Raw genomic sequence first — 21,898 nt, forward strand, 5'->3', positions numbered from 1 at the left:
ATAAGGCGCGGCGTCGCCACCGCCCGTCCTCAAAGCGCGGAACGTCTCAGCCCAGTCGCTGTCGCCGCCATTCGCCCGGGGCCACGCCGGCCCGTTTGCGGAACGACCGGATGAAACTGGTTGCGCTGGTGTATCCCAGCCGCCTGCTGATCGCGGACACGGGCTCGTCCGTGTTCGACAGCAGGTCCGTTGCCAGCTGATCGCGCGCCTCGGCCGCAATGTCGCGCAGGGATACCGATGTGCCCGCCAGCGTTCGTGCAAACGTGCGTTCCGACATTCCGTAATGCTGGGCCAGTTCCGGCAGTTGCAGCAAGCGGTTGCTGCCCAGCAACCCTTCGACGATCAGGTCGCGCACGGCATCGCTGGTGATCGCAGGTCCGGAAAGCCCGCCGGGGCGCGCGGCCTCCATCTCCAGCTTCTGGCGCAGCCACCGCGATGGCTTGTATTCCGGGTTCGGAACCCGAAGCGCGCTGGCCGAGAACGACGTGCGGCCCCCGCCCTGCCCGGCGCGGAAGGGGAAAGGGGACACGGCATTGAGAGCTTCCAGCATTGCCCCGCTCGCGTGCGCCGACGTCGCCTCGATCGCATACCGATCCTGTTCGGCCTGGCTGGCGAAACCGGTGAAGGAGCTGATTGCCCGCAGCAGAAGCAGGTGGAGCGCCAATTCCATGAAGCCGTGGAAGGCGCCGATGCTTTCATGAAATTCGGACACCAGGAACGCCGTGTCGCCTTCCCTGACCAATTCGACCGCGATGTGCGGGTTCGATGCGTTGATCGATACAATCCAGGTAGAAAGCGCGGTTTCCAGATCGGGCGCAAACACCAGGGCCGTGTGCCCCGGTGCGCGGGGCCAGGCGACGATCAGTTCCAGCAGCCGGATCTCGCCCACCTCCTCGATCAGATTGGCGATCAGGTGCAGATCGTCCCGGACGGTGATGAATTCGGGAAAGGCCGACGCTTCGGAATATGGGGTGCTGCCGAAAACCGCATCCGGCCACCCCAGGCTCTGCCCCCAATACCGCGTTACCCCGGAAGGCAGGATGGCCGAAGCCATCTCGGGATACCGCGTGGAAAGCGTCTGGAGTGTTCGGCGAAAATCTGGACGCCTGACAGGCTGCACGGCGAGAATCCTGTTGCGGAACCTGCGAGCCATGCTGGCCATTTGGCAGAAAATGTCAATCGATTGGCATGAGGAGGCAATAGCGCAGCCCCCAATGCACTGATAACCATGCCACATTCGGTCGCCCACGTCGCGAGGCCCGGACCACGGTGCCCCGACAACCTAATACGTATCAATCCCTTAGGTGAGGACATCGCTATGCATACCAAACTCGCACGAATTCTGGCTGGCACGGCCACGCTCGCGTTGATCGCGACACCGGCAATGGCAGACAAGGCCAGCCAGCTGGTCGATATCAACGGCTCGCATGGCCGTGACGCGGAAAGCGCCCTGCAGTCGCGCGGTTTCGCGCACGTCTCCACCAACAAGAATTCGATGGGTTACGTCTACAGCTATTGGTGGGACGAGCGCGACGACGATTGCGTGCAGGTCGAAGTCTACGATGGCCGGGTAACGACCATCAACGATGCCACGGACCAGGATTGCGGACATCACAAGGGTGCCAATGCGGGCACCGCTGTCGGGGTGGTGGCGGGCGCCGCCATTCTCGGCGCGCTGCTGAGCCACAAGTCCAACCATCACGATAACAACATGCACAATTCGGATGCGCAGGCCGAAGCGCAGTACGAGCGCGGCTACACCGACGGCCTGCACAACGCCGCGTATCACAATTATGACCGGTCCGACGCCTATTCGAGCGGATACACCGCCGGTGTCGATGAACGTAACGCAAAGCTCGACCATCATCAGGGCCATGGCGGTTACCACCAGTCTGCCCAGATCAAGGATCTCAAGGGTGCCCGCGCCGCAGGCGGGATGTCCGAACTGGAGCGGCGCGGCTTCCGCCAGGTCGATAATTTCACATCGGGCGACACCCGTTATTCGATCCAGTGGCGCGAAGAATCGCGCCAATGCGTCCAGGTGACGATTGCCGACGGCAAGTTTTACGACCTCCAGGGCATCGGCAATCATCCCAAGTGTCCCCGGTGAAAGGAACGCGAGCGATGAGTTACAAACTCGTTCTGGCGGGCGCTTCGGCGCTCGCCCTCGCGGCGTGCGGCGGCGCGGATGCGGATACCTCCGAACCGGATGTGGCGGTTGAAGACATCGCGATTATTCCTGAAAGCCTCGCTCCGTTCGGTGACGGCTATCCCAATTCGGGCGATCCGTGCCTGCGTCTTGGCGAAAGCGCGGCAACGTCCAACTACCTCGACGACAGCGCCACGCTGGTAGGATGCCCGAGCGAAGCCGCAGCCGAAGCTGTCGGCGGCAACATTGTCGGCAATATCGATGGTGTCCGGCTCGTCAGTGTGCCGATGGGCGACGCCAATATCGGCATGACTTCTCCGATCGGGGAAAACGGGCCGGTTGAAACCACCGCAGCGGCACAGGCGAAGGAAGTGGCGGTGCGCGGTGAAAACGGCCTCGAGGGCAAATGCGCGACGCGCGTGGCGCGCGAAACGGGCGCACGCGTGATCGGGACCAACCGGATCGAGGAATCCGAAGCGGCCATCGCCATCTTCGTCAACGTCGAAGGCGCCCAGGCACCGTGGCGTTGCCTTGGCTATCGCGATGGGACGATCGGCGAAGTGATGTATTCGGGCAGCGAAGGCGCGCTCTAGCTGCACCGCGTTTGCAAACGCCATGTCTGGCCGGGTTCATCGGGATGAAGGATCGAGGATGATGCGTAACACTCTCACGCTTTGCCTGCTTTCGGCGTGCCTTGCCGCCTGCGCGGCGCAAGAGACCGACGGCGCGGACGAAATGGCAGATGGGGATGCCGAGAAGTCCGCCATCGCTCCGTCCGGCGCGGCCCCTGACGAACCGCGCGAACCGGCCTATGGCGAAGGCGATGCCAAGGTCGCCGGAACGGATTATCATGCCACAACCGTGCTCGATTGCGGGTTCGACAACGCAAAGCCGACTCAAACCTGCAAAGCGGGCGTAACCCGCAACTGGGGGGACGACGGCACCAATCTGGTCGAAGTTCAAAAGCCGGACGGGTTCACACGGGCGATATTCCTTCGCGGTACCCAGCCGTATGGGGCCGACAGCGCGCAGGCAGACGGTTCGGCAGGATGGGACTTCACAACGACCCGTGATGGTGACCGCGTGACCGTGCGCTTCGGGCCGGAAACCTACGTCCTTGTCGATGCCTTCGTCGAAGGGGGCTGAGGGTGCGCCTTGCGCCGCCTCACAGGCTTTGTGGGAAAATCTGGCCGCGCTGCCCGTTAAGCTTGCATTGATGGCCCGGCGCGGATGATCGTGCGAAACGGGACAAGGAGAACCGAGATGAGTGCTTTATTCCGCGCTACCAAAACCTCGCAACGTGCACGGATGCTGGCCGCAAGCGGGGCCGCCCTCGCGCTTGCTGCGTGCGGCTATCTGCCGGGCTCCGATCGGGACACCGTGCTGCACGGAACCAGCTGGAACCTCGTACAGATCGAAAACCAGGCGACCGTTACGCGGCTTCAGACCGCGCTGCAGGAACGCCACACCATCACCTTCAATCGCGACGGTTCGCTGGCGCTGGGCCTCGACTGCAATCGGGGGCGGGGAACGTGGAAGGCCCGCGAAACCGGACAGCAGGCTGGTACGATCGTGATCAGCGAAGTGTCATCGACCCGGGCTTTCTGCCCCGAACCCAGCTTCGGCGACGATCTGAGCGCCGGCCTGCCCGAAGCGCGCGATTTTTCGATAGCGCCGCAGAACGGGATGCTGCGGATCACGAGCAGCGATACGCTCTATGTGTTCGAACGGGTGCTGGACCGTTGAGCGCGTTGCTGGCGCTGCGCGGAGCAGTGTTCGCGGCCGCGCTTGCCAGTGCCGGTTGCGCGACCGCGCAGGACCACGCTCCCGAACCGCGGCCCGCATGGGATTATGTGGAATTCGAGGTGAAAAGCTGGGGCAGCACGGTCAGTTCGTGGCGCATCCTTCCCGATGGCGGGGGCAGTTGGACCGAAGCGTTGCGCGAACAGGGGCAAGCGCCCAGTGTCCCGGCATCGCTTGCCTGGCATGAAATTACCGCCGATGCCGCGAACTTCGAAACGCTGGCAGCCATCCTCCACCGCCTGCCCGATCCTGCACCGGATTCGCAGGCCTGCGAAAACTTCATGACCGATGCCCCATATGGAACGCTGCGGCTGACCCGCGGCGCGACCACCACGGAAATTGCGTGGAATTCCGGCTGCATGGACGAAAATTACCGCGCCTTCATGACCGTTCTCAAGGCGGCGGACGAACACATGGCCGCGTTGGGCAAAGCCGCACCGGTTGCCCGTACAGACCCGCCCCAATAGGCGCCGTCCTACCGCTTCCAGAGAAGAAACAGCAATCCGGCGTTGATCGCGGGGGCAAGGATGGCAAGCGCAGGGCCGGCCAGCCCCAACCTGTCACCCAGCAGATTCCACGGCAGGCCAAGCGGCACCAGGAACACCCCGGACAAGGGGTCCGGTTCCTGTCCGAACCAGCCGAAGGTACCGATGGCGAGCAACAGCAAGGCCAGCGTGTAGAGAAGCACGAAGATCACGAACGCCCATTTCATGGCCGGTTCTCCTGTGTGAACTGCAATCCGCCAAGGATACCCTGACAATCGCCCTCACACCAGAACGGCGGCACGAAATGGTTCAGCCCAGCTTGTCCTTCAGGATCTGGTTCACCACCGCAGGGTTGCCCTTGCCCTTCAGCGCTTTCATCGTCTGACCGACGAAGAAGCCGAACAGCTTGTCCTTGCCGCCGCGATATTCCTCCACCTTGTCGCCATTGCTGGCGAGCACGTCGTCGATCACGCTTTCGATGGCGCCGGTATCGCTGAGCTGCTTCAGCCCTTCGGTTTCGGCGATCTCGCCGGGTTCGCGGCCCGTCCTGAGGACGATTTCGTAAATTTCCTTGGCCTGTCCGCCCGAAATTTCGCCCTTGTCCTGCATCGCAAGGATGCTGGCCTGTGCGGCCGCCGTGGCGTTGGCCGCGTCGGCTTCATCGCCCAGCGCCTTGATCACGCCCGGTGCGACCGAAAGCGACCAGTTGGCGACCTGCGTGGCGACATCCTTTTCGCTCTTGCCGATCTGGCTGGCGGTTTCGGCCAGCAGGGTTTCGAACCGGCCGAACGTTTCCACTTCGGCGGTCAGTTCACGGGCGTTGTATTCGGTCAGGCCGAGCACATCGGTGTAACGCCGGCGCTTGGCATCGGGCAGTTCGGGCAACGATGCCCGGCATGCCTCGAGGAAACTGTCTTCCAGTTCGAGCGGCAACAGGTCCGGATCGGGGAAGTAGCGGTAATCGTGCGCGTCTTCCTTGGACCGCATGGTGCGCGTGGTGCCCGTGCCGGGATCGAACAGGCGCGTTTCCTGGTCCACCGTTCCGCCGTTTTCGATCACGTCGACCTGGCGGCTGGCTTCGTATTCGATGACCTGCATCACGAAACGCACCGAATTGACGTTCTTCGTTTCCGTACGGGTGCCGAGTTCGTCGCCGGGGCGGCGCACGCTGACGTTCACGTCGGCGCGCATCGAGCCTTCTTCCATGTTGCCATCGCAGCTGCCGACATAGCGAAGAATGCTGCGCAACTTGCGGACATACGCACCCGCTTCGGCCGGTGAGGTCATGTCCGGCTTGGACACGATTTCCATCAGGGCCACGCCGCTGCGGTTCAAATCGACGTAGGACATGGTCGGATGCTGATCGTGCATCAGCTTGCCCGCGTCCTGTTCGATGTGGATCCGTTCGATCCCGATGACCTTGTCGTGCGGGATGCCGGCCTTTTCGTCCGCATCGACCAGCAGCTGCCCTTCACCCACGATGGGGTGGTAAAGCTGGCTGATCTGGTAGCCCTGCGGAAGGTCGGCGTAGAAGTAGTTCTTGCGGTCGAAACGGCTGTATTTGTTGATCTGCGCCTCGATCGCCATGCCGGTGCGCACGGCCTGACGAATGCATTCGGCGTTGGGCACGGGCAACATGCCGGGCATCGCCGCATCCACAAGGCTGACCTGCGTGTTCGGTTCGGCACCGAAAGCAGTCGACGCGCCGCTGAACAGCTTGGCGTGGGAGGTGACCTGCGCGTGGACTTCGAGGCCGATCACGACCTCCCATTCGCCCGTTGCGCCCTGGATGCGATAAGTGCTCATTTCGACTGTCCGAATTTAATGGCTGCGGTTGACCAGATCTTGTCCAGCATATCCTCGATGCCCGCGCGTTGCTCCGACGAAAATTCGGCGGTCGGGATCTGCGCGAGGACGTCGACGATGCCTTGCTGGCTGATGCGAATGTCCTCGGGAGACGCGATGCCGCGTTCGGCAAGGATGCGCAGCGAATGGATGCCTGCCAGCATTCCGGCAAGACCCATGCGGAAATCCCGCTGGTCGGTGGGTGATTCGCCGAACAGGCTCACCACCATTTCTCCGGCTTCGCGTCGAACTCGGCGCGCTGCTGGATCGCCAGGCCCGTGTTCAACACGCCCTGCTCGTCGAAGGGCTTGCCGACGATCTGCAGGCCAAGCGGCAGGCCTTCCGAATTGAGCGTTGCGGGCACGCTCATCGCGGGCAGGCCGGCGAGCGATGCGGGAACGGCGAACACGTCGTTCAGATACATCGTCAACGGATCATCGCTCAGCGAACCCAGCGGGAAGCTGGCGGTCGGCGTGGTCGGTGCGAGGATGGCGTCGCACTGGGCGAAGGCCTGTTCGAAGTCGCGGCTCACCAGCGTGCGGACCTTCTGTGCCTGGTTGTAATAGGCATCGTAAAAGCCCGCGCTCAGCACATAGGTGCCGATCAGGATGCGGCGCTTGACCTCGTCACCGAAACCGGCGGCACGGGTGGCGGCGTACATATCCTGCAAGCCCGCGCCTTCCGGCAGGTCGCGCAGGCCGTAACGCACGCCGTCATAGCGGGCCAGATTGCTCGACGCTTCGGCGGGGGCGACAATGTAATAGGCAGGCAGCGCGTATTTCGTGTGCGGCAGCGAGACATCGACGATCTCCGCTCCCGCATCGCGCAGCCATTCCTTGCCCTGTTCCCAGCTCTTGAGGATTTCATCGTCGGTGCCGTCCATGCGGTATTCGCGCGGAATGCCGATCTTCTTGCCCTTGAGATCGCCGGACAGGCCCGCTTCCCAGGCCGGCACGTCCATCTTCAGGCTGGTCGCGTCCTTGGGATCGAATCCGGCCATCGCTTCGAGCATGATCGCGCAATCTTCCACGCTGCGGGCCATCGGCCCGGCCTGGTCGAGGCTGCTGGCGAAGGCGACAACGCCCCAGCGCGAACAGCGGCCATAGGTCGGCTTGATGCCGCAAATGCCCGCAAAAGCGGCAGGCTGGCGGATCGAACCGCCGGTATCGGTGCCGGTTGCGGCAGGCGCGATGCGCGCCGAAACCGCGCTGGACGAACCGCCCGACGAACCGCCGGGACTCATGGCGGTGTTGGCGCCGCCAGCCTTGCGCCAGGGCGAGGTGACGTTGCCGAAATAGGATGTCTCGTTCGAGCTACCCATGGCGAACTGGTCGAGGTTGAGCTTGCCCAACATGCCCGCGCCTGCGTCCCACAGCTTTTGCGACACAGTGCTTTCGTACTGGGGCGTGAAGCCTTCGAGGATGTGGCTGGCGGCGGTGGTCTGCACGCACTTGGTGGCAAACAGGTCCTTCATGCCGATGGGGACGCCGCCCATCTTGCCCAGCGGCTGGCCCGCGGCGCGCGCCGCATCGGCCCTGTCCGCCGCGGCCAGTGCATGATCGGGCGTGGTGACGATGAAGGCGTTGAGGCCGGCGGCCTGCTCCACGGCGGCGTTGAAGGCTTCGGCCACTTCGCGCGCGGTGAATTCGCCGCCCGCCACGCCGTCGCGGATATCCTTGACGCCAAGGTCGGTAAGATTGCTCATTATTCGATCACCTTGGGCACGCCGAAAAAGCCGTGTTCGGCGGCGGGCGCGTTGGCCAGAATGTCGTCTCGGCGGCCCCCGCCCGTTGCGGGATCGGCATCGACCACGTCGTCGCGCAGGCGCAGGGTGTTTGGAATGACCGCGGTCATCGGCTCGACTCCGGTCACGTCGACCTCGCCCAGCTGTTCGACCCAGTCGAGAATGTTGTTGATCTCGGGCACCATGCGCTCGAGCTCTTCGTCACCCATCTTGATGCGTGCCAGCGAGGCGATTTTCGCCACAGTGGCCTTGTCGACGGACATCAGCCGACCTCCGATTCCAGCGTTGAAATTTCAGCCGGAGCGCTAGCAGTGGCGCCCCGACGCTTCAAGCAGCGCGCGGCCTTATTCAGCCGGCGCCGGCGCTTGTTGTTGGCCAGGCCCGCCTTGCTGTTCCTGCTGCTGCATCATCTGCTGCATCGCGGCGGCACGTGCCTGGAAATCGTCCTTGCTCATGAAATCGACCACTTCGACGTCAAACACGAGGTCGGCGTTGGCCGGGATTGGCGATCCGGCAGGCGGCTCGGCGCCATAAGCCTGCTCAGCAGGGATGGTCAGCGTGTATTTGCCGCCCTTCTGCATCTGCTGCAGGCCGGTGATGAAACCTTCGATGATGGCGCCTTCTTCCAGCAGCAGGGGATTGCCGTCGGGGAACAGGCCAGGCGGGATCGGCAAAGGCTGCGACCGGTCGAACTCGGTGCCGTCCTTCAGCTTGCCGACGTAATTGACGAACACCACATCGCCCAGCTTCGGCGATTCGCCGGTGCCTTGCGCGATCGTATCGATGCTCAGACCCTTGGGCAGCGATGCCCAGGCCAGGCCTGCGCCCAGCAGGATCGCGACGAGCACACCAAGCCACAGCTTTGTGAGCGAGCCCTTGGCGATAGGCTGAAGGGGAACGCGGGTGATTTCGGTCATCATGTGGTCCTGATACGCAAAGGGCGCGGATTGCTCCGCGCCCTCATGGCTTAGCTGGTTCTGGGTCGCAACGGCTTATTTGGCGCCGTCACGCTCCATACGCTTGCGCTCGAGCTTGCGTGCACGGCGAACGGCGGCTGCCTTTTCGCGGGCGCGCTTCTCGCTCGGCTTTTCGAAGTGGCGGCGCAGCTTCATTTCGCGATACACGCCTTCACGCTGCAGCTTCTTCTTGAGCGCGCGCAGGGCCTGGTCGACATTGTTATCGCGAACGATGATCTGCATAAACTAAAACACCTCACTAAGCGGGCCAGAGCCCGCCTCTAGCGGGGTATGCCTCCTTGAATTTCGAGTTCGTCATAGAAACGAAAAACGCGCCGAATCCGTTCCGGATCGGCTCGAACGGGCGCCACCTACGGATTCGTCGGCCAAAATGCAAGTGCTTTGGCCGCTTTCATCGTCGACCGGTTGGCGCTAGGGGCGTGAAGCAATGTCCGCAACCTCTCCCTACCTTGCCAGCCTCTATGTTGCCATCGGCGGGGGCGTGGGTGCCGTACTGCGGTACCAGCTCGGCCGGGGGCTGACCCACTGGATGGGGGTCCAGGCGGTCATGACCTTTCCGTGGGCGACGCTGGCGGCAAACGCCATCGGCAGCGTGCTGATGGGGTTTCTTGCCGGATGGTTGGCGCGCAATGGTGCCGGTCACGGCGATCAATTGCGGCTGTTGCTGGGCGTCGGGCTGCTGGGCGGGTTTACCACCTTCAGCGCCTTCAGCCTGGAAATGGTGCTGCTGGTGCAGCGCGGACAATTCACGCTGGCCGCCCTTTACGCTGTGCTATCGTTTGCACTGGGTATCAGCGGCCTGATTTTCGGCCTTACGATTATGCGGGCAGTAGGATGAACACGAGCGACGAAGTCAGGACCTTTACGGTCGCCCCCGACGATGACGGGGTTCGCCTGGACCGGTGGTTCAAGCGCCACCTGCCGCAGATCGGCTTCGGCACGGTCAGCAAATGGGCCCGCACCGGACAGATCCGCGTGGACGGCAAGCGCGCAAAGCCCGACGACCGGCTGGTTGCCGGCCAGCAATTGCGCGTGCCGCCGGGCGGCGATGCCCCGCACAAGAAGCCGCGCGAAAAGCCCGCGCTGAGCGAAGCCGAAATTTCGCAGGCAAAAGACATGGTCATCACCGAGACCGAGTCCGCCATTGTGCTGAACAAGCCCCCGGGGCTGGCGACGCAGGGCGGAACGGGTACCAAGACCCATGTCGACGGCCTGCTCGATGCCTTTGCGCCGGGCGAGGACGAACCGCGCCCGCGGCTTGTTCACCGGCTGGACAAGGACACCTCGGGCGTTCTGCTGATCGCTCGCACCCCCGGCAGCGCCGCCCATTTCTCGAAGCGGTTCTCCGGACGCAGCGCCAAAAAGGTCTATTGGGCGCTGGTCGTCGGGGTACCCGAAGTCCACGAAGGCGTCATCGAAGCCCCCCTGGCCAAGCAGCCCGGCAGCGGCGGCGAAAAGATGCACGTCGACCACGAAGGCGGCCAACCGGCCAAGACCAAGTACCGCGTCGTGGAAAAGGCCGGCCAGAAGGCCGCCTGGCTCGAACTGGAACCGATGACGGGGCGCACCCACCAGCTTCGCGTGCACTGCGCGGCGATGGGCAACCCGATCGTGGGGGACGGGAAATACGGCGGCAAGGACGCCTTTCTGACCGGGTCGATCAGCCGCAAGATGCACCTGCACGCGCGGCGCCTGATCATCGGCAGCCCCGAAGGCGGAAAGCTGGATGTAACCGCCGAACTGCCGGAACACTTTGCCGCCAGCATGGAGCAGCTTGGTTTCGATATCGGATTGAGCAATGCCGAACCCATTCGCGACGATCCGCCGCCCAAGAGCCGCGAGGAGAAAAAACAGGCCGCCCGGCTGCATGCCAAGCAGTATCGCAAATCGCGCAAGGGCGAACGCCGCGGTCGCCGCGATGCGACGACCGCCAAGCCCAAGCCCAAACCCAAGCCCAAGGCAAAGCGCTGATGCACCCCAACCCGCTCTTCCGCAGCGATGATCGCGCAAGGATGGAAGCGCTGGTCGACCGCATCGGCTTCGGGATGGTTTTCATGCAGACGCCCGATGGGCCACGCGTTGCACACACACCGCTGCTGATCGGCGACGGACCGACCCTGCGTTTCCACCTTGCGCGCGCCAACGCGCTGACGCGCCATCTGGACGGGACAACCGCGCTGATCACCGTGAACGGGCCGCACGGCTACGTGTCCCCGCGCTGGTATGACAATCGCGACACGGTGCCGACATGGGATTATGTCGCTATCGAAATGGAAGGCCAGGTCCGCCAGCTCGACCAGTCCGACCTCGATCAGCTTCTCTACGATCTCATCGCAAAGCAGGAAGGCCGCCTCGAAGGCCAGGCGTGGAGCGCGCAAGAAACGAGCAAGCCGCTGTGGGACGGCCTGCTTCGCGGCATCACAGGGTTCGAAATGGAAATCCGCGAATGGCGCCCGACCTTCAAACTTTCGCAGAAGCGTACCGCAGACGAGCGTGAGCGCATCGCGCAAGGCCACGATCAAGCCGGCAGCGCCGGACTGGCCGCGATCATGCGCGAGGGGGCCGTATGACCCGACTTGCCGTTTTCGATTGCGACGGAACCCTGGTCGATGGCCAGGCGGCCATTTGCGAAACCATGGAGCGGGCGTTCGACATAGCCGGCCTTCCGGTGCCGGACCGGCATTCCGTGCGCCGCATGGTCGGGCTCAGCCTGCCCTATGCTCTGCGCGAACTGGCCCCCCATGCAAGCGACGAACAGCGCGCCCGCGCAGTCGATGCGTACAAGGAAGGCTATCGCCATCTGCGCACCACCGGCGCGCTTCACGAACCGCTGTATGACGGCATCGCCGAACTTGTCGGCCGCCTGCATGATGCGGGCTGGTTGCTGGGAGTGGCCACGGGCAAGAGCGATCGCGGACTCCATGCGTGCCTCGACACGCATGGGATCAAGGCGCGCTTCGTGACGCTTCAGGCCGCCGACCGGCATCCGTCAAAACCGCATCCCGCGATGCTGGAAGCCGCCCTTGCCGAAGCCGGGGTTTCGGCCCGCGACGCGGTGATGATCGGCGACACGAGTTTCGACATGGAAATGGCCCGCGCGGCGCGGGTGCGCGCCATCGGCGTTTCGTGGGGCTACCACGAACCCCAGGAATTGTTCGAAGCCGGCGCCAGCGCCGTTGCCGATACCATCACGCAGCTTGAGGAGATGATCGTTGGCCCCTGATCACAAGGACGGACACGATCCCGCCGCGGCGCGGTTCTGGACGCTGCAATTCATCCGCCTTTCCGGTATGCTGACAGCCATTCTGGGCGCGCTGATAATCGCCAAGGTCATCTTCCTGCCCGAACCGCTCGGCCCGATCCTCCTGGTGCTGGGCTCAGCGGAATTCTTCGTTCTTCCGATTGCCCTGGCCCGCAAGTGGAAGAGCGCGGAATGAAGCGTTTCTACCGCGATGTCGCGGTTACGAGCACGGAAGATGGGTACCAGACCGAACTGGATGGCCGCCCGGTAAAGACGCAAGGCGGCCAACCGCAGCGCGTACCCTCGCGCGCATTGGCCGAACGACTAGCTGCCGAGTGGGAACACCAGGGGGAGGAAATCGACCCCCATGCCTTCGTCCTGCGGGACCTGGTCGACTATTCGCTCGACATCGTGCCCGGCGCGCGCGCCGCGACAATTACAAAGCTGCTGCGCTACGCAGAGACCGACACGCTGTGCTATCGCGCCGAGCCGGACGAGCCCTTGTGGCACCGCCAGCGCGAAATTTGGGACCCGCTCCTCGAAGCTCTCGAGGCGCGCGAAGGGGTGACTCTCGAACGGGTCAGCGGGATTATCCATCGCCCGCATTCGCGCGATGCGCTGGCACGGTTGCAGGCGCGGCTCGAAACCTACGACGATTTCATGCTGGCGACGCTGGAGATGGCCACGTCGCTTGCAGCCTCGCTGTGCATCGGGCTTGCCGCGCTGGAACCCGATGCGGATGGTGACGCCTTGTGGAACGCAGCCAATCTCGAAGAGGACTGGCAGGCGGAAAACTGGGGCGTCGACGAACAGGCCGCCGAATTGCGCGAAAAGCGCAGGCGGGATTTCCTTCAGACGATCGAATTTGCGCAAATAGCGCGCAGCTAGGTCAGCCGACCCAGTCCGCGACCTGGCCTGCGACATCGTTGGCAGCGGCGTTCAACGCCGGTGCAACCGATCCGACTTCGGGCAGCACACCGGGTACGCGCGCTTCGAAACGGCGTGTCGTCACGCTCGAACCGGTGCCGCTGCGTACGGCATCGAATACCACCACGACCGACGATGTCGGCGCATCGTATCCGAAACTGCGCAGCGTACCGTGCAGCCGGTCGTTCGCGCCGGCACCCGGATCATCCCCGTCGATTACCATCCGGCCCGAACGCGCGCGGATCGTTTCGCCGATCAACCGGCGGAACAGCCGCGCAGGCCGTTCGACCCAGACCGCATCCTGGAGATAGGCAATTTCGGTATCGCTGACGTGGACCGGAACGCGCGTCACGGCGAGCGCCTGGGGCACGTCGAATTCGACCAGCGCCAGGGCGCTTGCATTGGAACCCTGGGCCGCCACACCGGCAGGCGCGGTTGCCGTGGCGGTCAGCGTCAGCAGGCTGGGCGGCGGATCTTCACCGAAGCTGACACAGCCGCCGAGCAACAGGGCCGGAGCCAGCGCGGCAAGGGGGAATTTGGTCATGCGCGTGCCCTTCACGGTTTGTAATCGGGGAGCGGCTGCGAACTGAGCAACGCGCCGGCACCCTTCTCGTCAATCTTTTCAGTCACGTCCCGCAGCGCCTTGCTGGTCGCCCGCAGGTCCTTGAGCGTGGCTTCCGCGGCGGGCAGCGTGCTTTCGGTCAGCTGCTTGGTGGCGGGTCGCGCTTCCTCTAGCGTCTGCTCGAGCGCCTTGGCCGCACCGCTGGCCGAAGTCAGCGTGGCGCGAAGCTGCTTGGCCAGCGCTTCGCCTTCGGTGTTGATGATCCGGTCGGTGGACGCAGTGATCTTTTCGAACTGATCGAGCGCCTCGCTCGCTTCGCGCAAGGTGACCTGCAGTTCCGCCATCGTGCGTTCGACCTGCGGGGTCGCCTGCGCCAGATCGGCCGTCATGCGGTTGGTGTTGGCAAGAATGGACGAAATCTCGCCCTGGTTCTTGTCCGACAGCAGCATGGTCAGCCGTTCGGTCAAGGTTGCCAGACGTTCCAGCAGCAAAGGCGCGTTGGCGAGGATTTCGTTGAACCCGCCCGCGGCCGGCGGGATGATCGGTGCGCCTTCGGTGCAGGCCGTGGTTTCGCACGTGATCGCCGGCGCGCCGCTGCGCGCGCCATCGAGCATGATCGTCGATACGCCGGTGAAGCTGCCCTGGATGGTCGCGGTGGTGCCGACCAGGATCGGCACGTCCTCCTTCACCTTGATCCGGACACGGACAAATTCGGGGTCTTTCTCCCACAGCACGATCTGGCTGACCTGCCCCACGGGCACGCCGGCAAAGGAAACGGCGCTGCCATTGGCAAGACCGGCGACCGATTGCTTGAAGAAGATGTCGTATTCGTTCTGGGCACCTTCGCCCCACCGCGCAAGCCACACGACGAACAGCGCCAGAGCGCCGAGGACCGCCAATGTGACCGCCCCCACCCAAACGTGATTTGCCCTCGTTTCCATGCCTTAGGTCTTATCCTTTGTGTGCGCCGCTTTGTCCAACGCTTTGACCGCGTGCTGCGCGATCGGAACATCCATATGCCGCCGCAATTCGTCCAGCGCCTGCGCCGTCAGCGCGGCCCTGCCGCGCGGTCCGTTGAAGTATTCCTGAATCCAGGGGTGATCGAGTTCCATCAGCTTGGGCACGGTGTCGACCGCGATGACACGCTTGTCGGCAATGACCGCCACCCGGTCGCAGATTTCGTGAAGGGTATCGAGGTCGTGGGTGATCAGGAACACCGTCAGGCCCAGAGTTTCCTTCAGTTCAAGGGTCAGGCGATCGAAAGCAGCCGCACCGATCGGATCGAGACCTGCCGTCGGTTCGTCGAGGAACAGCAATTCGGGATCGAGCGCCAGCGCACGGGCAAGCCCGGCGCGCTTCTTCATGCCGCCCGAAAGTTCGTTGGGAAACTTCCCGGCAGCTTCCTGGGGAAGGCCGGAAAGAACCGTCTTGTAGCGGGCGATTTCGTTCAGCAGCTGCTGCGAAAGTTCGGGATAGAACTGCTTCAGCGGGACCTGGACGTTTTCGCCAACCGTCAGTGTCGAGAACAGCGCCCCGCCCTGGAACAATACGCCCCAGCGGCTTCGCACGCCGATATCCTCGTCCGGCTCGGAATTGGTGATCGACCGTCCGAACACGCGGATATCGCCTTCTGCCGGATGCTGCAGCCCGATGATCGAGCGCATCAGCACGCTTTTGCCGCTGCCCGATCCGCCAACCACGCCGAGAATTTCGCCGCGCCGGACCTTGAGGTCCAGATTCTCATGCACCGTCTGGTCGCCGAAACGGTTTACCAGCCCTTCCACGACGATGGGATATTCGCCGCGATAGCGTTCGTGCCGGCCCAGCGGCCTGCCGGTTTCGTCTTCGGCCATCAGCCCCACCCGATTTCGGTAAAGAACACGGCGAAAAACGCGTCGATCACGATGACAGCGAAAATGCCCGTGACCACCGCCATCGTGGTCCGCAGCCCGACCTGCTCGGAATTCCCGTGCACCTGCATCCCGTGATAACAGCCCGCCAGCGCCACGATCAGCCCGAAGACCGGCGCCTTGATCAGGCCGACCCACAGATCATACAGCGGGACGACTTCCTGGATACGCAGCAGGAAGGTCCAGAACGGAATGCCCAGCATCACATCGCCGATCACCGCGCCCCCGATGATCGCCACCCCGGAAGCGTAGAACCCCAGCAACGGCATCATCAGCACGGCGGCAAGGATGCGCGGTATGACCAGCGCTTCCATCGGCGAAATGCCGATCGTGCGCATGGCATCGACTTCTTCGGTCAATTTCATCGTGCCGATCTGCGCGGCAAACGCCGACCCCGAACGGCCCGCAACCATGATCGCGGTCATCAGCACGCCCAGTTCGCGCAAGGTAATGCGTCCGACCAGGTTTACCGTCAGCGTTTCCGCCCCGAACTGGGCAAGCTGGACCGCACCCTGCTGGGCGATCACGATCCCGATCAGGAAGCTCATCAGGCCCACGATGGGCAGCGCGGTAACGCCCACCAGTTCAAGCTGGCGGATCAGCGCAAGCCAGCGGAACCGCCGCGGATGGCGGATCAGCGAGGCAAATCCGGAAATGACCGCACCCAGAAAACCGACAACCCCGCGGATGCCGGTGCCCGCGTTGAACACTTTCTGGCCCATCGCCGACGGGACACGTTCCCACACCGGCTGCCGCGACGCAGCGACGCGTTCTTCGCCTTCCACACCCTCGATGGCGCCGATCAGGCGGGTCGCCCGCTCGCTCGCTCCGACGATTTCGGCGCCGTGCGCGGTCGCCAGATTGCTGGAAACCCAGGCCCCGACGGTGTCGATTTCGGACACACCGCCAAGGTCGACCTGGGAAATCGGCCCGTCGAGCGCACGCAATTCGGCGTCCACCGCGCCGATGGTCGACACGAGATAAGGGCCGGAAAGCGCCAGAACCGCGCCGCCGTTATCGCCCTGTTTCAATTCATATTGCGCAAAGCCACTCATGCGGCCCGCGGTATGCGGGGAATTACGGCACATAACAAGCGGCTAAGCCCGCGACATCAACACAACGTTGCATCGCACAATGCGCGCTGGCATGGGCCTTGGCCATGAGTAACGAACTGCCCAAGACATTCGACCCCGCCGAAATCGAGGCGCGCTGGTATTCCCATTGGGAGGAGAACGGCCTGTTCCGGCCCGAGCGCCCCGACGCGCAGCCCTATACCATCGTCAACCCGCCGCCCAATGTGACGGGAAGCCTGCATATCGGCCACGCGCTCGACAACACGCTGCAAGACGTGATGATCCGGTACGAACGCATGCGCGGGCGCGACGCGCTGTGGGTGGTCGGCACCGATCACGCCGGCATTGCCACGCAAATGGTGGTCGAACGCCAGCTTGAGCAGGCACAGGACAAGCGCACCAATTATTCCCGCGACGATTTCATCGCGAAGGTGTGGGAATGGAAGGAAGAAAGCGGCGGCACGATCACCCGCCAGCTGCGCCGTCTCGGCTGTTCGATGGACTGGAGCCGCGAACAGTTCACCATGGACGAGCATTTCAACACCGCCGTGCTCAAGACCTTTGTCGACCTGCACGCGGACGGGCTGATCTACCGCGACAAGCGGTTGGTGAACTGGGATGTGAAGCTCAAGACCGCGATTTCCGACCTCGAGGTGGAAACACACGAAGTCAAAGGCGGCTTCTGGCATTTCCGCTATCCGCTGGCCGATGGCGTCACGACGTCGGAAGGCAAGGATTACCTCGTCGTCGCAACGACGCGGCCCGAAACCATGCTGGCCGACATGGCCGTGGCGGTTCACCCGGATGACGAGCGTTACGCATCGGTGGTGGGCAAGGATATCCTCCAGCCGATTACCGGTCGCCGGTTCAAGGTGGTGGCCGACGAACACGCCGATCCGGAACTGGGCTCCGGCTGCGTGAAGATCACGCCGGGGCACGATTTCAACGACTTCGAGGTGGGCAAGCGCGCGGGCATGAAGCCGGCCGACATGCTCAACATGCTCGACGCCAATGGCGATGTCTGCCAGACGGCTGACGGGCTCGTGCCCGATGAATTCATCGGACTCCACCGGTTCAAGCGGGACGGCGTGAACGGCGCGCGCGAACTGGTTGTCGCACGGTTGAAGGAACTGGGCTTCCTGATCCCGCACGTCACCAGGGACAAGGAAGGCAACGAGACCGAGCACGACGCCGAGCCGCGCACTATCCAGACGCCGTTCGGCGACCGCGGCGGCGTGGTGATCGAACCCTGGCTAACCGACCAGTGGTACGTCGATGCCGAAACGCTGGCCAAGGCCCCGATAGACGCGGTCAGGACCGGCGAAATCGAAATCGTCCCCAAGGCGTGGGAAAAAACCTTCTTCAACTGGATGGAGAACATCCAGCCGTGGTGCGTCTCACGCCAGCTGTGGTGGGGCCACCGGATTCCGGCATGGTATGACGAGGAAGGCAATGTCTTCGTCGCCATGACCGAAGAAGAGGCCCAGGCACAGGCCGGCGACCGCACGCTGACCCGCGACTACGACGTGCTCGACACCTGGTTCTCGTCCGCCCTGTGGCCGTTCGCCACGCTGGGTTGGCCCGAGAAGACCGACCTGTTCGAAAAACACTATCCCAACGACCTGCTGATTTCCGGTTTCGACATCCTGTTCTTCTGGGATGCGCGCATGATGATGCAGGGGATGCATCTGACCGGCAAGGCGCCGTGGCCCAAGCTGTATCTGCACGGGCTTGTCCGCGCAGCAGACGGGCAGAAAATGTCCAAGTCCAAGGGCAACGTGGTCGATCCGCTGGGCCTTATCGACCAGTATGGTGCCGATGCGCTGCGGTTCTTCATGGCCGCGATGGAAAGCCAGGGCCGCGACATCAAGATGGATGACCGGCGCATCGAAGGCTATCGCAATTTCGCGACAAAGCTCTGGAATGCCACGCGGTTCTGCCAGTCGAACGGCATCGGCGCCAGCGATACGCTGGAAGCGCCGGCCGCAACCCATGCAGTCAACCGGTGGATCATCGGCGAAGTGGTGGAGACGAAGCAGGCGCTCGACAGCGCGCTGGCAGACCTGCGGTTCGATGCCGCCGCCAACACGATCTACCACTTCGTGTGGGACCGGTTCTGTGACTGGTATATCGAGCTGATCAAGGGCAATTTCGACGAGGAAACCAAGGCCGTCGCCGGTTGGGCGCTCGACCAGATTCTGGTCATGCTGCACCCCTTCATGCCGTTCATCACCGAGGAATTGTGGTCGAAACAGGGGGACCGCGCCGATTATCCGCTCATCACGGCCAAGTGGCCGGAGCCGGGGGCGGGCATCGACGCCGAGGCGAAGGCGGAAATCGATTGGATCATCGCGCTCACCAGCGCGGTGCGCACGGCCAAGAACGAACTCGGCATCGCGCCGGGGGCAAAGCTGGAGGCTTTCTGCCCCGCACCCAGCGCGCTGGCGAAATCGGTTGTCGACGCCAACGCCGCCGCAATCGAACGGCTCGCCCGGCTGACTCCAGTGCATTTCGCCGATGCACCGGATGGGGCGGCGATGCAGATTGCCGCTGGCGACGATGCCTTCATCCTGCCGCTGGAAGGCGTGATCGATATCGAAGCGGAGAAGAGCCGCCTTGCCAAGGCGCTGGACGTTTCCGCCAAGGAAGCCAAATCGCTCGAAGGACGTCTGTCCAACGCGAATTTCGTGGAACGCGCCAAGCCCGAAGCGGTGGAAAAGGCGCGCGCCGACCATGCCCATCACGTAGCGGAAGTGGAACGCCTGAACGCCGCGCTGGCGCGGCTGGGGTGACGTGCCGCTGATCCTCGCCACGCAGGCTCCCGGCGAGCCGGAGATTTTCGCCAGCGTCCAGGGCGAAGGGCCGAGCGCGGGCAGCCCTTGCACCTTCGTGCGCCTGTCGCGGTGCAACCTTGCCTGCGTGTGGTGCGACACAGCCTACACCTGGCATTTCGAGGGCGACGATCGGCCGCACCGCGATGGCGTGGAATTCGACCGCAAGGCCAACCAGCTTTCGCTGTCGGAAGAGGAGGTCGCCGGCCGTATCCTTGCGCTGGGTCAGAAACGCCTCGTCATCACGGGGGGCGAACCCTTGTTGCAGGCACCGGCCCTTGCGCGGTTGCTGGAAATGTTGCCCGACATGACGGTGGAAATCGAAACGAACGGGACAACCAAGGCCCCGACCGCGCTCGACATACGTATCGACCAGTTCAACGTCAGCCCCAAGCTGGCCCATTCGGGCAATGCGGCCGACCTGGCGTTGCTGCCGGAACGGCTGGATGCTTATGCCACCGATCCGCGAGCGTGGTTCAAGTTCGTGATCGCACAACCATCGGACGTCGTTGAAGTGATCGCTTTGCGGGATCGTTACCGGTTCAAGCGCGAACACGTTTTCCTGATGCCCGAAGGCACCGACAGCGAAACGCTACGCACGCGCGAGAAATGGCTCGCCCCGCTATGCGTGGAACACGGGTTCCGGATGAGCGACCGCCTGCATATCCACCTGTTCGGGGATACGCGCGGGACCTAGCCCTGGCTGCGCCAGCGCTGAACGGTGCGCTGCACGATTTCCTCTTCGCCGCCGGTCTTGTTCCACAGGTCCACGAAGCTGGGATCTTCGGACGCCGGGCGCTTGGCTTCTTCGAGATTATCGAAACTCACGCGGATCGGAATGGCGACGCCTTCGCCGCAGATGATGCATTCGCGGTTACGCAAGGCGGGAATGGAATCGAGGAAGCCGCGCGCGCCTTCGGGCATGGCGGCTTTCACGAACGCCTGGTCGCGATCGTTGTTCAAACGCATCGAGATGATCGTGCCGCACTGCGACAGGACGCCTTCGGCAAGGTCGGACGGACGCTGTGTGATCAGGCCCAGCGAAATGCCGTATTTACGCCCTTCCTTGGCGATCCGGCTGAGGATGCGGCCAACCGAATTGCCATCGGCGTCCTTTTCGCTCGGCACGTATCGGTGCGCTTCTTCGCAGACCAGCAGGATCGGCGACGTGCGCTCCTCGCGGCTCCAGATGGCGAAATCGAAGACCAGCCGGCTGAGCACCGCGACCACGGTGGCCGTGATGTCCGACGGAACGCCCGACACGTCGATGATCGAGATCGGCTTGCCGTTCGAGGGCATACGGAAAATCTTGGAGATGAAATCTGTCATCGTGTCGGCCACGAGCATGCCGGAGAACATGAACTGGTAACGCGGATCGCTCTTCAGTTCTTCCAGCTTGTTCTTGATCCGCATGTAAGGCGCCGATGTGGTCGCCTTGTCCAGCTTGCCCATCTGGTCCTGGATCTCGTTCGAAAGGTCCGACAGCAGGTAGGGGATAGGCGAATCGACGGTAATCTTGCCCATGCTTTCGGCCAGACGGCTTTTCTGCCGCGCCTTGAGCAGGCACTTGGCCAGAATGTCGGCATCGACCTGTCGTTCGTTGCCATGGCTGGTGAGCAGCACTTCGCAGTGCTCCTCGAAATTCATGATCCAGTACGGCATCTGCAGGTTCGACACGTCAAGGATGACGCCGGTGTTGCGGAAGGCCGCCGAATATTCCCCGTGAGGGTCGATCATCAGGATGTGGCCTTCGGGTGCCGCTTCGCAGATCCGGTGCAGGATCAGGGCTGCGCTGGTCGATTTACCGGTACCGGTCGAACCCAGCAGGGCGAAGTGCTTGCCCAGCATCGCGTCGATATAGATGCCGGCACGGATATCCTTGGTGGGATAGACCTTGCCGATGGTGACCGCGCTGCGGCCATCGCTGGCATAAACCTGTTTGAGATCGGCGGTGCTGGCCGGATAGACCAGCGATCCGGGGACCGGGTATCGCGTCACACCGCGGCGGAAGCCATGCAGGCGCCCCGTCAGCTTTTCCTCGACCCCTTCACCGAGGAAGTCGATATTGGCGAGGATGCTGCCGGCCTTGCGGTCCTGGCGCTGGTTGCGAACACTGGCGAGAAGCCAGTTGTTTCCGACGCGGATCTTGACCTGGCTACCGACCTGTCCGGCCATGGCAATCGAGGGATCGGCATCGTCGCCGCATTCGTTGAGCCGCTGAAGATCGATGGCGATCATCGAACCCGAACCGGCAATCTCCAGAACCACGCCGATAGGTTCGTTCATGTTGTCGCTGACGCTGATTGGCGGCGCCTCTTCCTTGGCCATCTCGACCGGCTTCGCGGCGACCG

The 21,898-nt window shown here is 63.4% G+C and carries 26 protein-coding genes; 13 read left to right on the plus strand and 13 right to left on the minus strand.

The window, feature by feature from the left end:
• Nucleotides 1-46: 46 nt before the first annotated feature.
• Complete coding sequence (locus tag VR863_RS09690; RefSeq protein ID WP_324828263.1) at nt 47-1,153, minus strand: helix-turn-helix domain-containing protein; 1,107 nt, start codon at nt 1,151-1,153, stop codon at nt 47-49.
• Nucleotides 1,154-1,318: 165 nt separating this feature from the next.
• Between VR863_RS09690 and VR863_RS09695 the strand changes: the two genes are divergently transcribed.
• The 5 genes from VR863_RS09695 (at nt 1,319) to VR863_RS09715 (ending at nt 4,419) form a co-directional block, all read left to right on the plus strand.
• On the plus strand, nt 1,319-2,110 hold the full coding sequence (locus VR863_RS09695) for a hypothetical protein (RefSeq protein WP_324828264.1): 792 nt from the start codon (nt 1,319-1,321) through the stop codon (nt 2,108-2,110).
• 14 nt (nt 2,111-2,124) lie between these two features.
• Nucleotides 2,125-2,742: a hypothetical protein gene (locus VR863_RS09700; RefSeq protein WP_324828265.1), complete on the plus strand. Its 618-nt coding sequence runs from the start codon at nt 2,125-2,127 to the stop codon at nt 2,740-2,742.
• Nucleotides 2,743-2,803: 61 nt separating this feature from the next.
• On the plus strand, nt 2,804-3,295 hold the full coding sequence (locus VR863_RS09705) for a hypothetical protein (RefSeq protein WP_324828266.1): 492 nt from the start codon (nt 2,804-2,806) through the stop codon (nt 3,293-3,295).
• 117 nt (nt 3,296-3,412) lie between these two features.
• Nucleotides 3,413-3,895 carry an META domain-containing protein gene (locus VR863_RS09710; RefSeq protein ID WP_324828267.1) on the plus strand — a complete coding sequence of 161 codons (483 nt, stop codon included), beginning with the start codon at nt 3,413-3,415 and terminating at the stop codon, nt 3,893-3,895.
• On the plus strand, nt 3,892-4,419 hold the full coding sequence (locus tag VR863_RS09715) for a hypothetical protein (protein WP_324828268.1): 528 nt from the start codon (nt 3,892-3,894) through the stop codon (nt 4,417-4,419). The genes VR863_RS09710 and VR863_RS09715 overlap by 4 nt, the downstream gene beginning before the upstream one ends.
• 8 nt (nt 4,420-4,427) lie before the next feature.
• On the opposite strand, the gene VR863_RS09720 is transcribed toward VR863_RS09715, so the two are convergent.
• The 7 genes from VR863_RS09720 to rpsU all read right to left on the minus strand — a co-directional run bounded on the left by VR863_RS09720 (nt 4,428) and on the right by rpsU (nt 9,225).
• On the minus strand, nt 4,428-4,664 hold the full coding sequence (locus VR863_RS09720; protein WP_324828269.1) for a hypothetical protein: 237 nt from the start codon (nt 4,662-4,664) through the stop codon (nt 4,428-4,430).
• Nucleotides 4,665-4,746: 82 nt separating this feature from the next.
• Entirely contained in the window at nt 4,747-6,243 is a 1,497-nt protein-coding gene (gene gatB / locus VR863_RS09725) for an Asp-tRNA(Asn)/Glu-tRNA(Gln) amidotransferase subunit GatB (protein ID WP_324828270.1), read from the minus strand.
• Complete coding sequence (locus VR863_RS09730; RefSeq protein WP_324828271.1) at nt 6,240-6,506, minus strand: hypothetical protein; 267 nt, start codon at nt 6,504-6,506, stop codon at nt 6,240-6,242. The genes gatB and VR863_RS09730 overlap by 4 nt, the downstream gene beginning before the upstream one ends.
• Nucleotides 6,503-7,987, minus strand: a complete 1,485-nt coding sequence (gene gatA, locus VR863_RS09735) for an Asp-tRNA(Asn)/Glu-tRNA(Gln) amidotransferase subunit GatA (protein ID WP_324828272.1) — start codon at nt 7,985-7,987, stop codon at nt 6,503-6,505. The genes VR863_RS09730 and gatA overlap by 4 nt, the downstream gene beginning before the upstream one ends.
• Nucleotides 7,987-8,289, minus strand: a complete 303-nt coding sequence (gene gatC, locus VR863_RS09740) for an Asp-tRNA(Asn)/Glu-tRNA(Gln) amidotransferase subunit GatC (RefSeq protein ID WP_324828273.1) — start codon at nt 8,287-8,289, stop codon at nt 7,987-7,989. Before gatC ends, gatA begins: the two co-directional genes overlap by 1 nt.
• An 81-nt stretch (nt 8,290-8,370) precedes the next feature.
• On the minus strand, nt 8,371-8,943 hold the full coding sequence (locus VR863_RS09745) for an FKBP-type peptidyl-prolyl cis-trans isomerase (protein ID WP_324828274.1): 573 nt from the start codon (nt 8,941-8,943) through the stop codon (nt 8,371-8,373).
• Between the two features lie 75 nt (nt 8,944-9,018).
• Nucleotides 9,019-9,225 (minus strand): 30S ribosomal protein S21, encoded by a 207-nt coding sequence (gene rpsU / locus VR863_RS09750; protein WP_324828275.1) that lies wholly within the window; start codon nt 9,223-9,225, stop codon nt 9,019-9,021.
• Nucleotides 9,226-9,430: 205 nt separating this feature from the next.
• Between rpsU and crcB the strand changes: the two genes are divergently transcribed.
• The 6 genes from crcB to VR863_RS09780 are packed head-to-tail and all read left to right on the plus strand — an operon-like array spanning nt 9,431 to nt 13,132.
• On the plus strand, nt 9,431-9,841 hold the full coding sequence (gene crcB / locus VR863_RS09755; protein WP_324828276.1) for a fluoride efflux transporter CrcB: 411 nt from the start codon (nt 9,431-9,433) through the stop codon (nt 9,839-9,841).
• Complete coding sequence (locus tag VR863_RS09760; RefSeq protein WP_324828277.1) at nt 9,838-10,974, plus strand: RluA family pseudouridine synthase; 1,137 nt, start codon at nt 9,838-9,840, stop codon at nt 10,972-10,974. Before crcB ends, VR863_RS09760 begins: the two co-directional genes overlap by 4 nt.
• Nucleotides 10,974-11,573, plus strand: coding sequence for an FMN-binding negative transcriptional regulator (locus VR863_RS09765; protein WP_324828278.1), 600 nt, complete (start codon nt 10,974-10,976; stop codon nt 11,571-11,573). Before VR863_RS09760 ends, VR863_RS09765 begins: the two co-directional genes overlap by 1 nt.
• A complete protein-coding gene (locus VR863_RS09770) occupies nt 11,570-12,226 on the plus strand; it encodes an HAD-IA family hydrolase (RefSeq protein WP_324828279.1) in 657 nt (218 codons plus the stop codon). Before VR863_RS09765 ends, VR863_RS09770 begins: the two co-directional genes overlap by 4 nt.
• The gene (locus VR863_RS09775) at nt 12,216-12,440 is read left to right on the plus strand and encodes a hypothetical protein (RefSeq protein WP_324828280.1); all 225 of its coding nucleotides are present in this window, start codon (nt 12,216-12,218) and stop codon (nt 12,438-12,440) included. The genes VR863_RS09770 and VR863_RS09775 overlap by 11 nt, the downstream gene beginning before the upstream one ends.
• The gene (locus VR863_RS09780) at nt 12,437-13,132 is read left to right on the plus strand and encodes an ATP12 family chaperone protein (protein ID WP_324828281.1); all 696 of its coding nucleotides are present in this window, start codon (nt 12,437-12,439) and stop codon (nt 13,130-13,132) included. The genes VR863_RS09775 and VR863_RS09780 overlap by 4 nt, the downstream gene beginning before the upstream one ends.
• Nucleotide 13,133: 1 nt before the next feature.
• On the opposite strand, the gene VR863_RS09785 is transcribed toward VR863_RS09780, so the two are convergent.
• The 4 genes from VR863_RS09785 to VR863_RS09800 are packed head-to-tail and all read right to left on the minus strand — an operon-like array spanning nt 13,134 to nt 16,698.
• Complete coding sequence (locus tag VR863_RS09785; RefSeq protein ID WP_324828282.1) at nt 13,134-13,715, minus strand: ABC-type transport auxiliary lipoprotein family protein; 582 nt, start codon at nt 13,713-13,715, stop codon at nt 13,134-13,136.
• A gap of 11 nt (nt 13,716-13,726) precedes the next feature.
• A complete protein-coding gene (locus tag VR863_RS09790; protein ID WP_324828283.1) occupies nt 13,727-14,674 on the minus strand; it encodes an MlaD family protein in 948 nt (315 codons plus the stop codon).
• A 3-nt stretch (nt 14,675-14,677) separates the two neighbouring features.
• Nucleotides 14,678-15,586: an ABC transporter ATP-binding protein gene (locus VR863_RS09795; RefSeq protein ID WP_324828284.1), complete on the minus strand. Its 909-nt coding sequence runs from the start codon at nt 15,584-15,586 to the stop codon at nt 14,678-14,680.
• On the minus strand, nt 15,586-16,698 hold the full coding sequence (locus VR863_RS09800; RefSeq protein ID WP_324828285.1) for an ABC transporter permease: 1,113 nt from the start codon (nt 16,696-16,698) through the stop codon (nt 15,586-15,588). Before VR863_RS09800 ends, VR863_RS09795 begins: the two co-directional genes overlap by 1 nt.
• A 104-nt stretch (nt 16,699-16,802) precedes the next feature.
• Here VR863_RS09800 and VR863_RS09805 point away from each other — a divergent pair, with 104 nt between their 5' ends.
• Nucleotides 16,803-19,508: a valine--tRNA ligase gene (locus VR863_RS09805; RefSeq protein ID WP_324828286.1), complete on the plus strand. Its 2,706-nt coding sequence runs from the start codon at nt 16,803-16,805 to the stop codon at nt 19,506-19,508.
• A gap of 1 nt (nt 19,509) precedes the next feature.
• Complete coding sequence (locus tag VR863_RS09810; protein ID WP_324828287.1) at nt 19,510-20,244, plus strand: 7-carboxy-7-deazaguanine synthase QueE; 735 nt, start codon at nt 19,510-19,512, stop codon at nt 20,242-20,244.
• Here the strand turns inward: VR863_RS09810 and VR863_RS09815 are convergent.
• Nucleotides 20,241-21,875 (minus strand): ATP-binding protein, encoded by a 1,635-nt coding sequence (locus VR863_RS09815; protein WP_324829255.1) that lies wholly within the window; start codon nt 21,873-21,875, stop codon nt 20,241-20,243. The two genes, VR863_RS09810 and VR863_RS09815, sit on opposite strands and share 4 nt — an antisense overlap.
• Nucleotides 21,876-21,898 lie beyond the last annotated feature (23 nt).

The organism is Qipengyuania zhejiangensis, assembly GCF_035607565.1.
GTDB lineage: Bacteria > Pseudomonadota > Alphaproteobacteria > Sphingomonadales > Sphingomonadaceae > Qipengyuania > Qipengyuania zhejiangensis.

What these genes read in the sequence shown, in the direction of transcription:
- VR863_RS09800 (WP_324828285.1), bottom strand. Translation starts at nt 16,698, where the DNA reads ATGAGTGGCTTTGCGCAATATGAATTGAAACAGGGCGATAACGGCGGC.
- VR863_RS09765 (WP_324828278.1), top strand. Translation starts at nt 10,974, where the DNA reads ATGCACCCCAACCCGCTCTTCCGCAGCGATGATCGCGCAAGGATGGAA.
- VR863_RS09705 (WP_324828266.1), top strand. Translation starts at nt 2,804, where the DNA reads ATGCGTAACACTCTCACGCTTTGCCTGCTTTCGGCGTGCCTTGCCGCC.
- gatC (WP_324828273.1), bottom strand. Translation starts at nt 8,289, where the DNA reads ATGTCCGTCGACAAGGCCACTGTGGCGAAAATCGCCTCGCTGGCACGC.
- rpsU (WP_324828275.1), bottom strand. Translation starts at nt 9,225, where the DNA reads ATGCAGATCATCGTTCGCGATAACAATGTCGACCAGGCCCTGCGCGCG.
- VR863_RS09745 (WP_324828274.1), bottom strand. Translation starts at nt 8,943, where the DNA reads ATGACCGAAATCACCCGCGTTCCCCTTCAGCCTATCGCCAAGGGCTCG.
- VR863_RS09780 (WP_324828281.1), top strand. Translation starts at nt 12,437, where the DNA reads ATGAAGCGTTTCTACCGCGATGTCGCGGTTACGAGCACGGAAGATGGG.
- VR863_RS09805 (WP_324828286.1), top strand. Translation starts at nt 16,803, where the DNA reads ATGAGTAACGAACTGCCCAAGACATTCGACCCCGCCGAAATCGAGGCG.
- VR863_RS09795 (WP_324828284.1), bottom strand. Translation starts at nt 15,586, where the DNA reads ATGGCCGAAGACGAAACCGGCAGGCCGCTGGGCCGGCACGAACGCTAT.
- VR863_RS09690 (WP_324828263.1), bottom strand. Translation starts at nt 1,153, where the DNA reads ATGGCTCGCAGGTTCCGCAACAGGATTCTCGCCGTGCAGCCTGTCAGG.
- VR863_RS09720 (WP_324828269.1), bottom strand. Translation starts at nt 4,664, where the DNA reads ATGAAATGGGCGTTCGTGATCTTCGTGCTTCTCTACACGCTGGCCTTG.
- gatA (WP_324828272.1), bottom strand. Translation starts at nt 7,987, where the DNA reads ATGAGCAATCTTACCGACCTTGGCGTCAAGGATATCCGCGACGGCGTG.
- VR863_RS09760 (WP_324828277.1), top strand. Translation starts at nt 9,838, where the DNA reads ATGAACACGAGCGACGAAGTCAGGACCTTTACGGTCGCCCCCGACGAT.
- gatB (WP_324828270.1), bottom strand. Translation starts at nt 6,243, where the DNA reads ATGAGCACTTATCGCATCCAGGGCGCAACGGGCGAATGGGAGGTCGTG.
- VR863_RS09770 (WP_324828279.1), top strand. Translation starts at nt 11,570, where the DNA reads ATGACCCGACTTGCCGTTTTCGATTGCGACGGAACCCTGGTCGATGGC.
- VR863_RS09815 (WP_324829255.1), bottom strand. Translation starts at nt 21,875, where the DNA reads ATGGCCAAGGAAGAGGCGCCGCCAATCAGCGTCAGCGACAACATGAAC.
- crcB (WP_324828276.1), top strand. Translation starts at nt 9,431, where the DNA reads ATGTCCGCAACCTCTCCCTACCTTGCCAGCCTCTATGTTGCCATCGGC.
- VR863_RS09695 (WP_324828264.1), top strand. Translation starts at nt 1,319, where the DNA reads ATGCATACCAAACTCGCACGAATTCTGGCTGGCACGGCCACGCTCGCG.
- VR863_RS09790 (WP_324828283.1), bottom strand. Translation starts at nt 14,674, where the DNA reads ATGGAAACGAGGGCAAATCACGTTTGGGTGGGGGCGGTCACATTGGCG.
- VR863_RS09700 (WP_324828265.1), top strand. Translation starts at nt 2,125, where the DNA reads ATGAGTTACAAACTCGTTCTGGCGGGCGCTTCGGCGCTCGCCCTCGCG.
- VR863_RS09710 (WP_324828267.1), top strand. Translation starts at nt 3,413, where the DNA reads ATGAGTGCTTTATTCCGCGCTACCAAAACCTCGCAACGTGCACGGATG.
- VR863_RS09785 (WP_324828282.1), bottom strand. Translation starts at nt 13,715, where the DNA reads ATGACCAAATTCCCCCTTGCCGCGCTGGCTCCGGCCCTGTTGCTCGGC.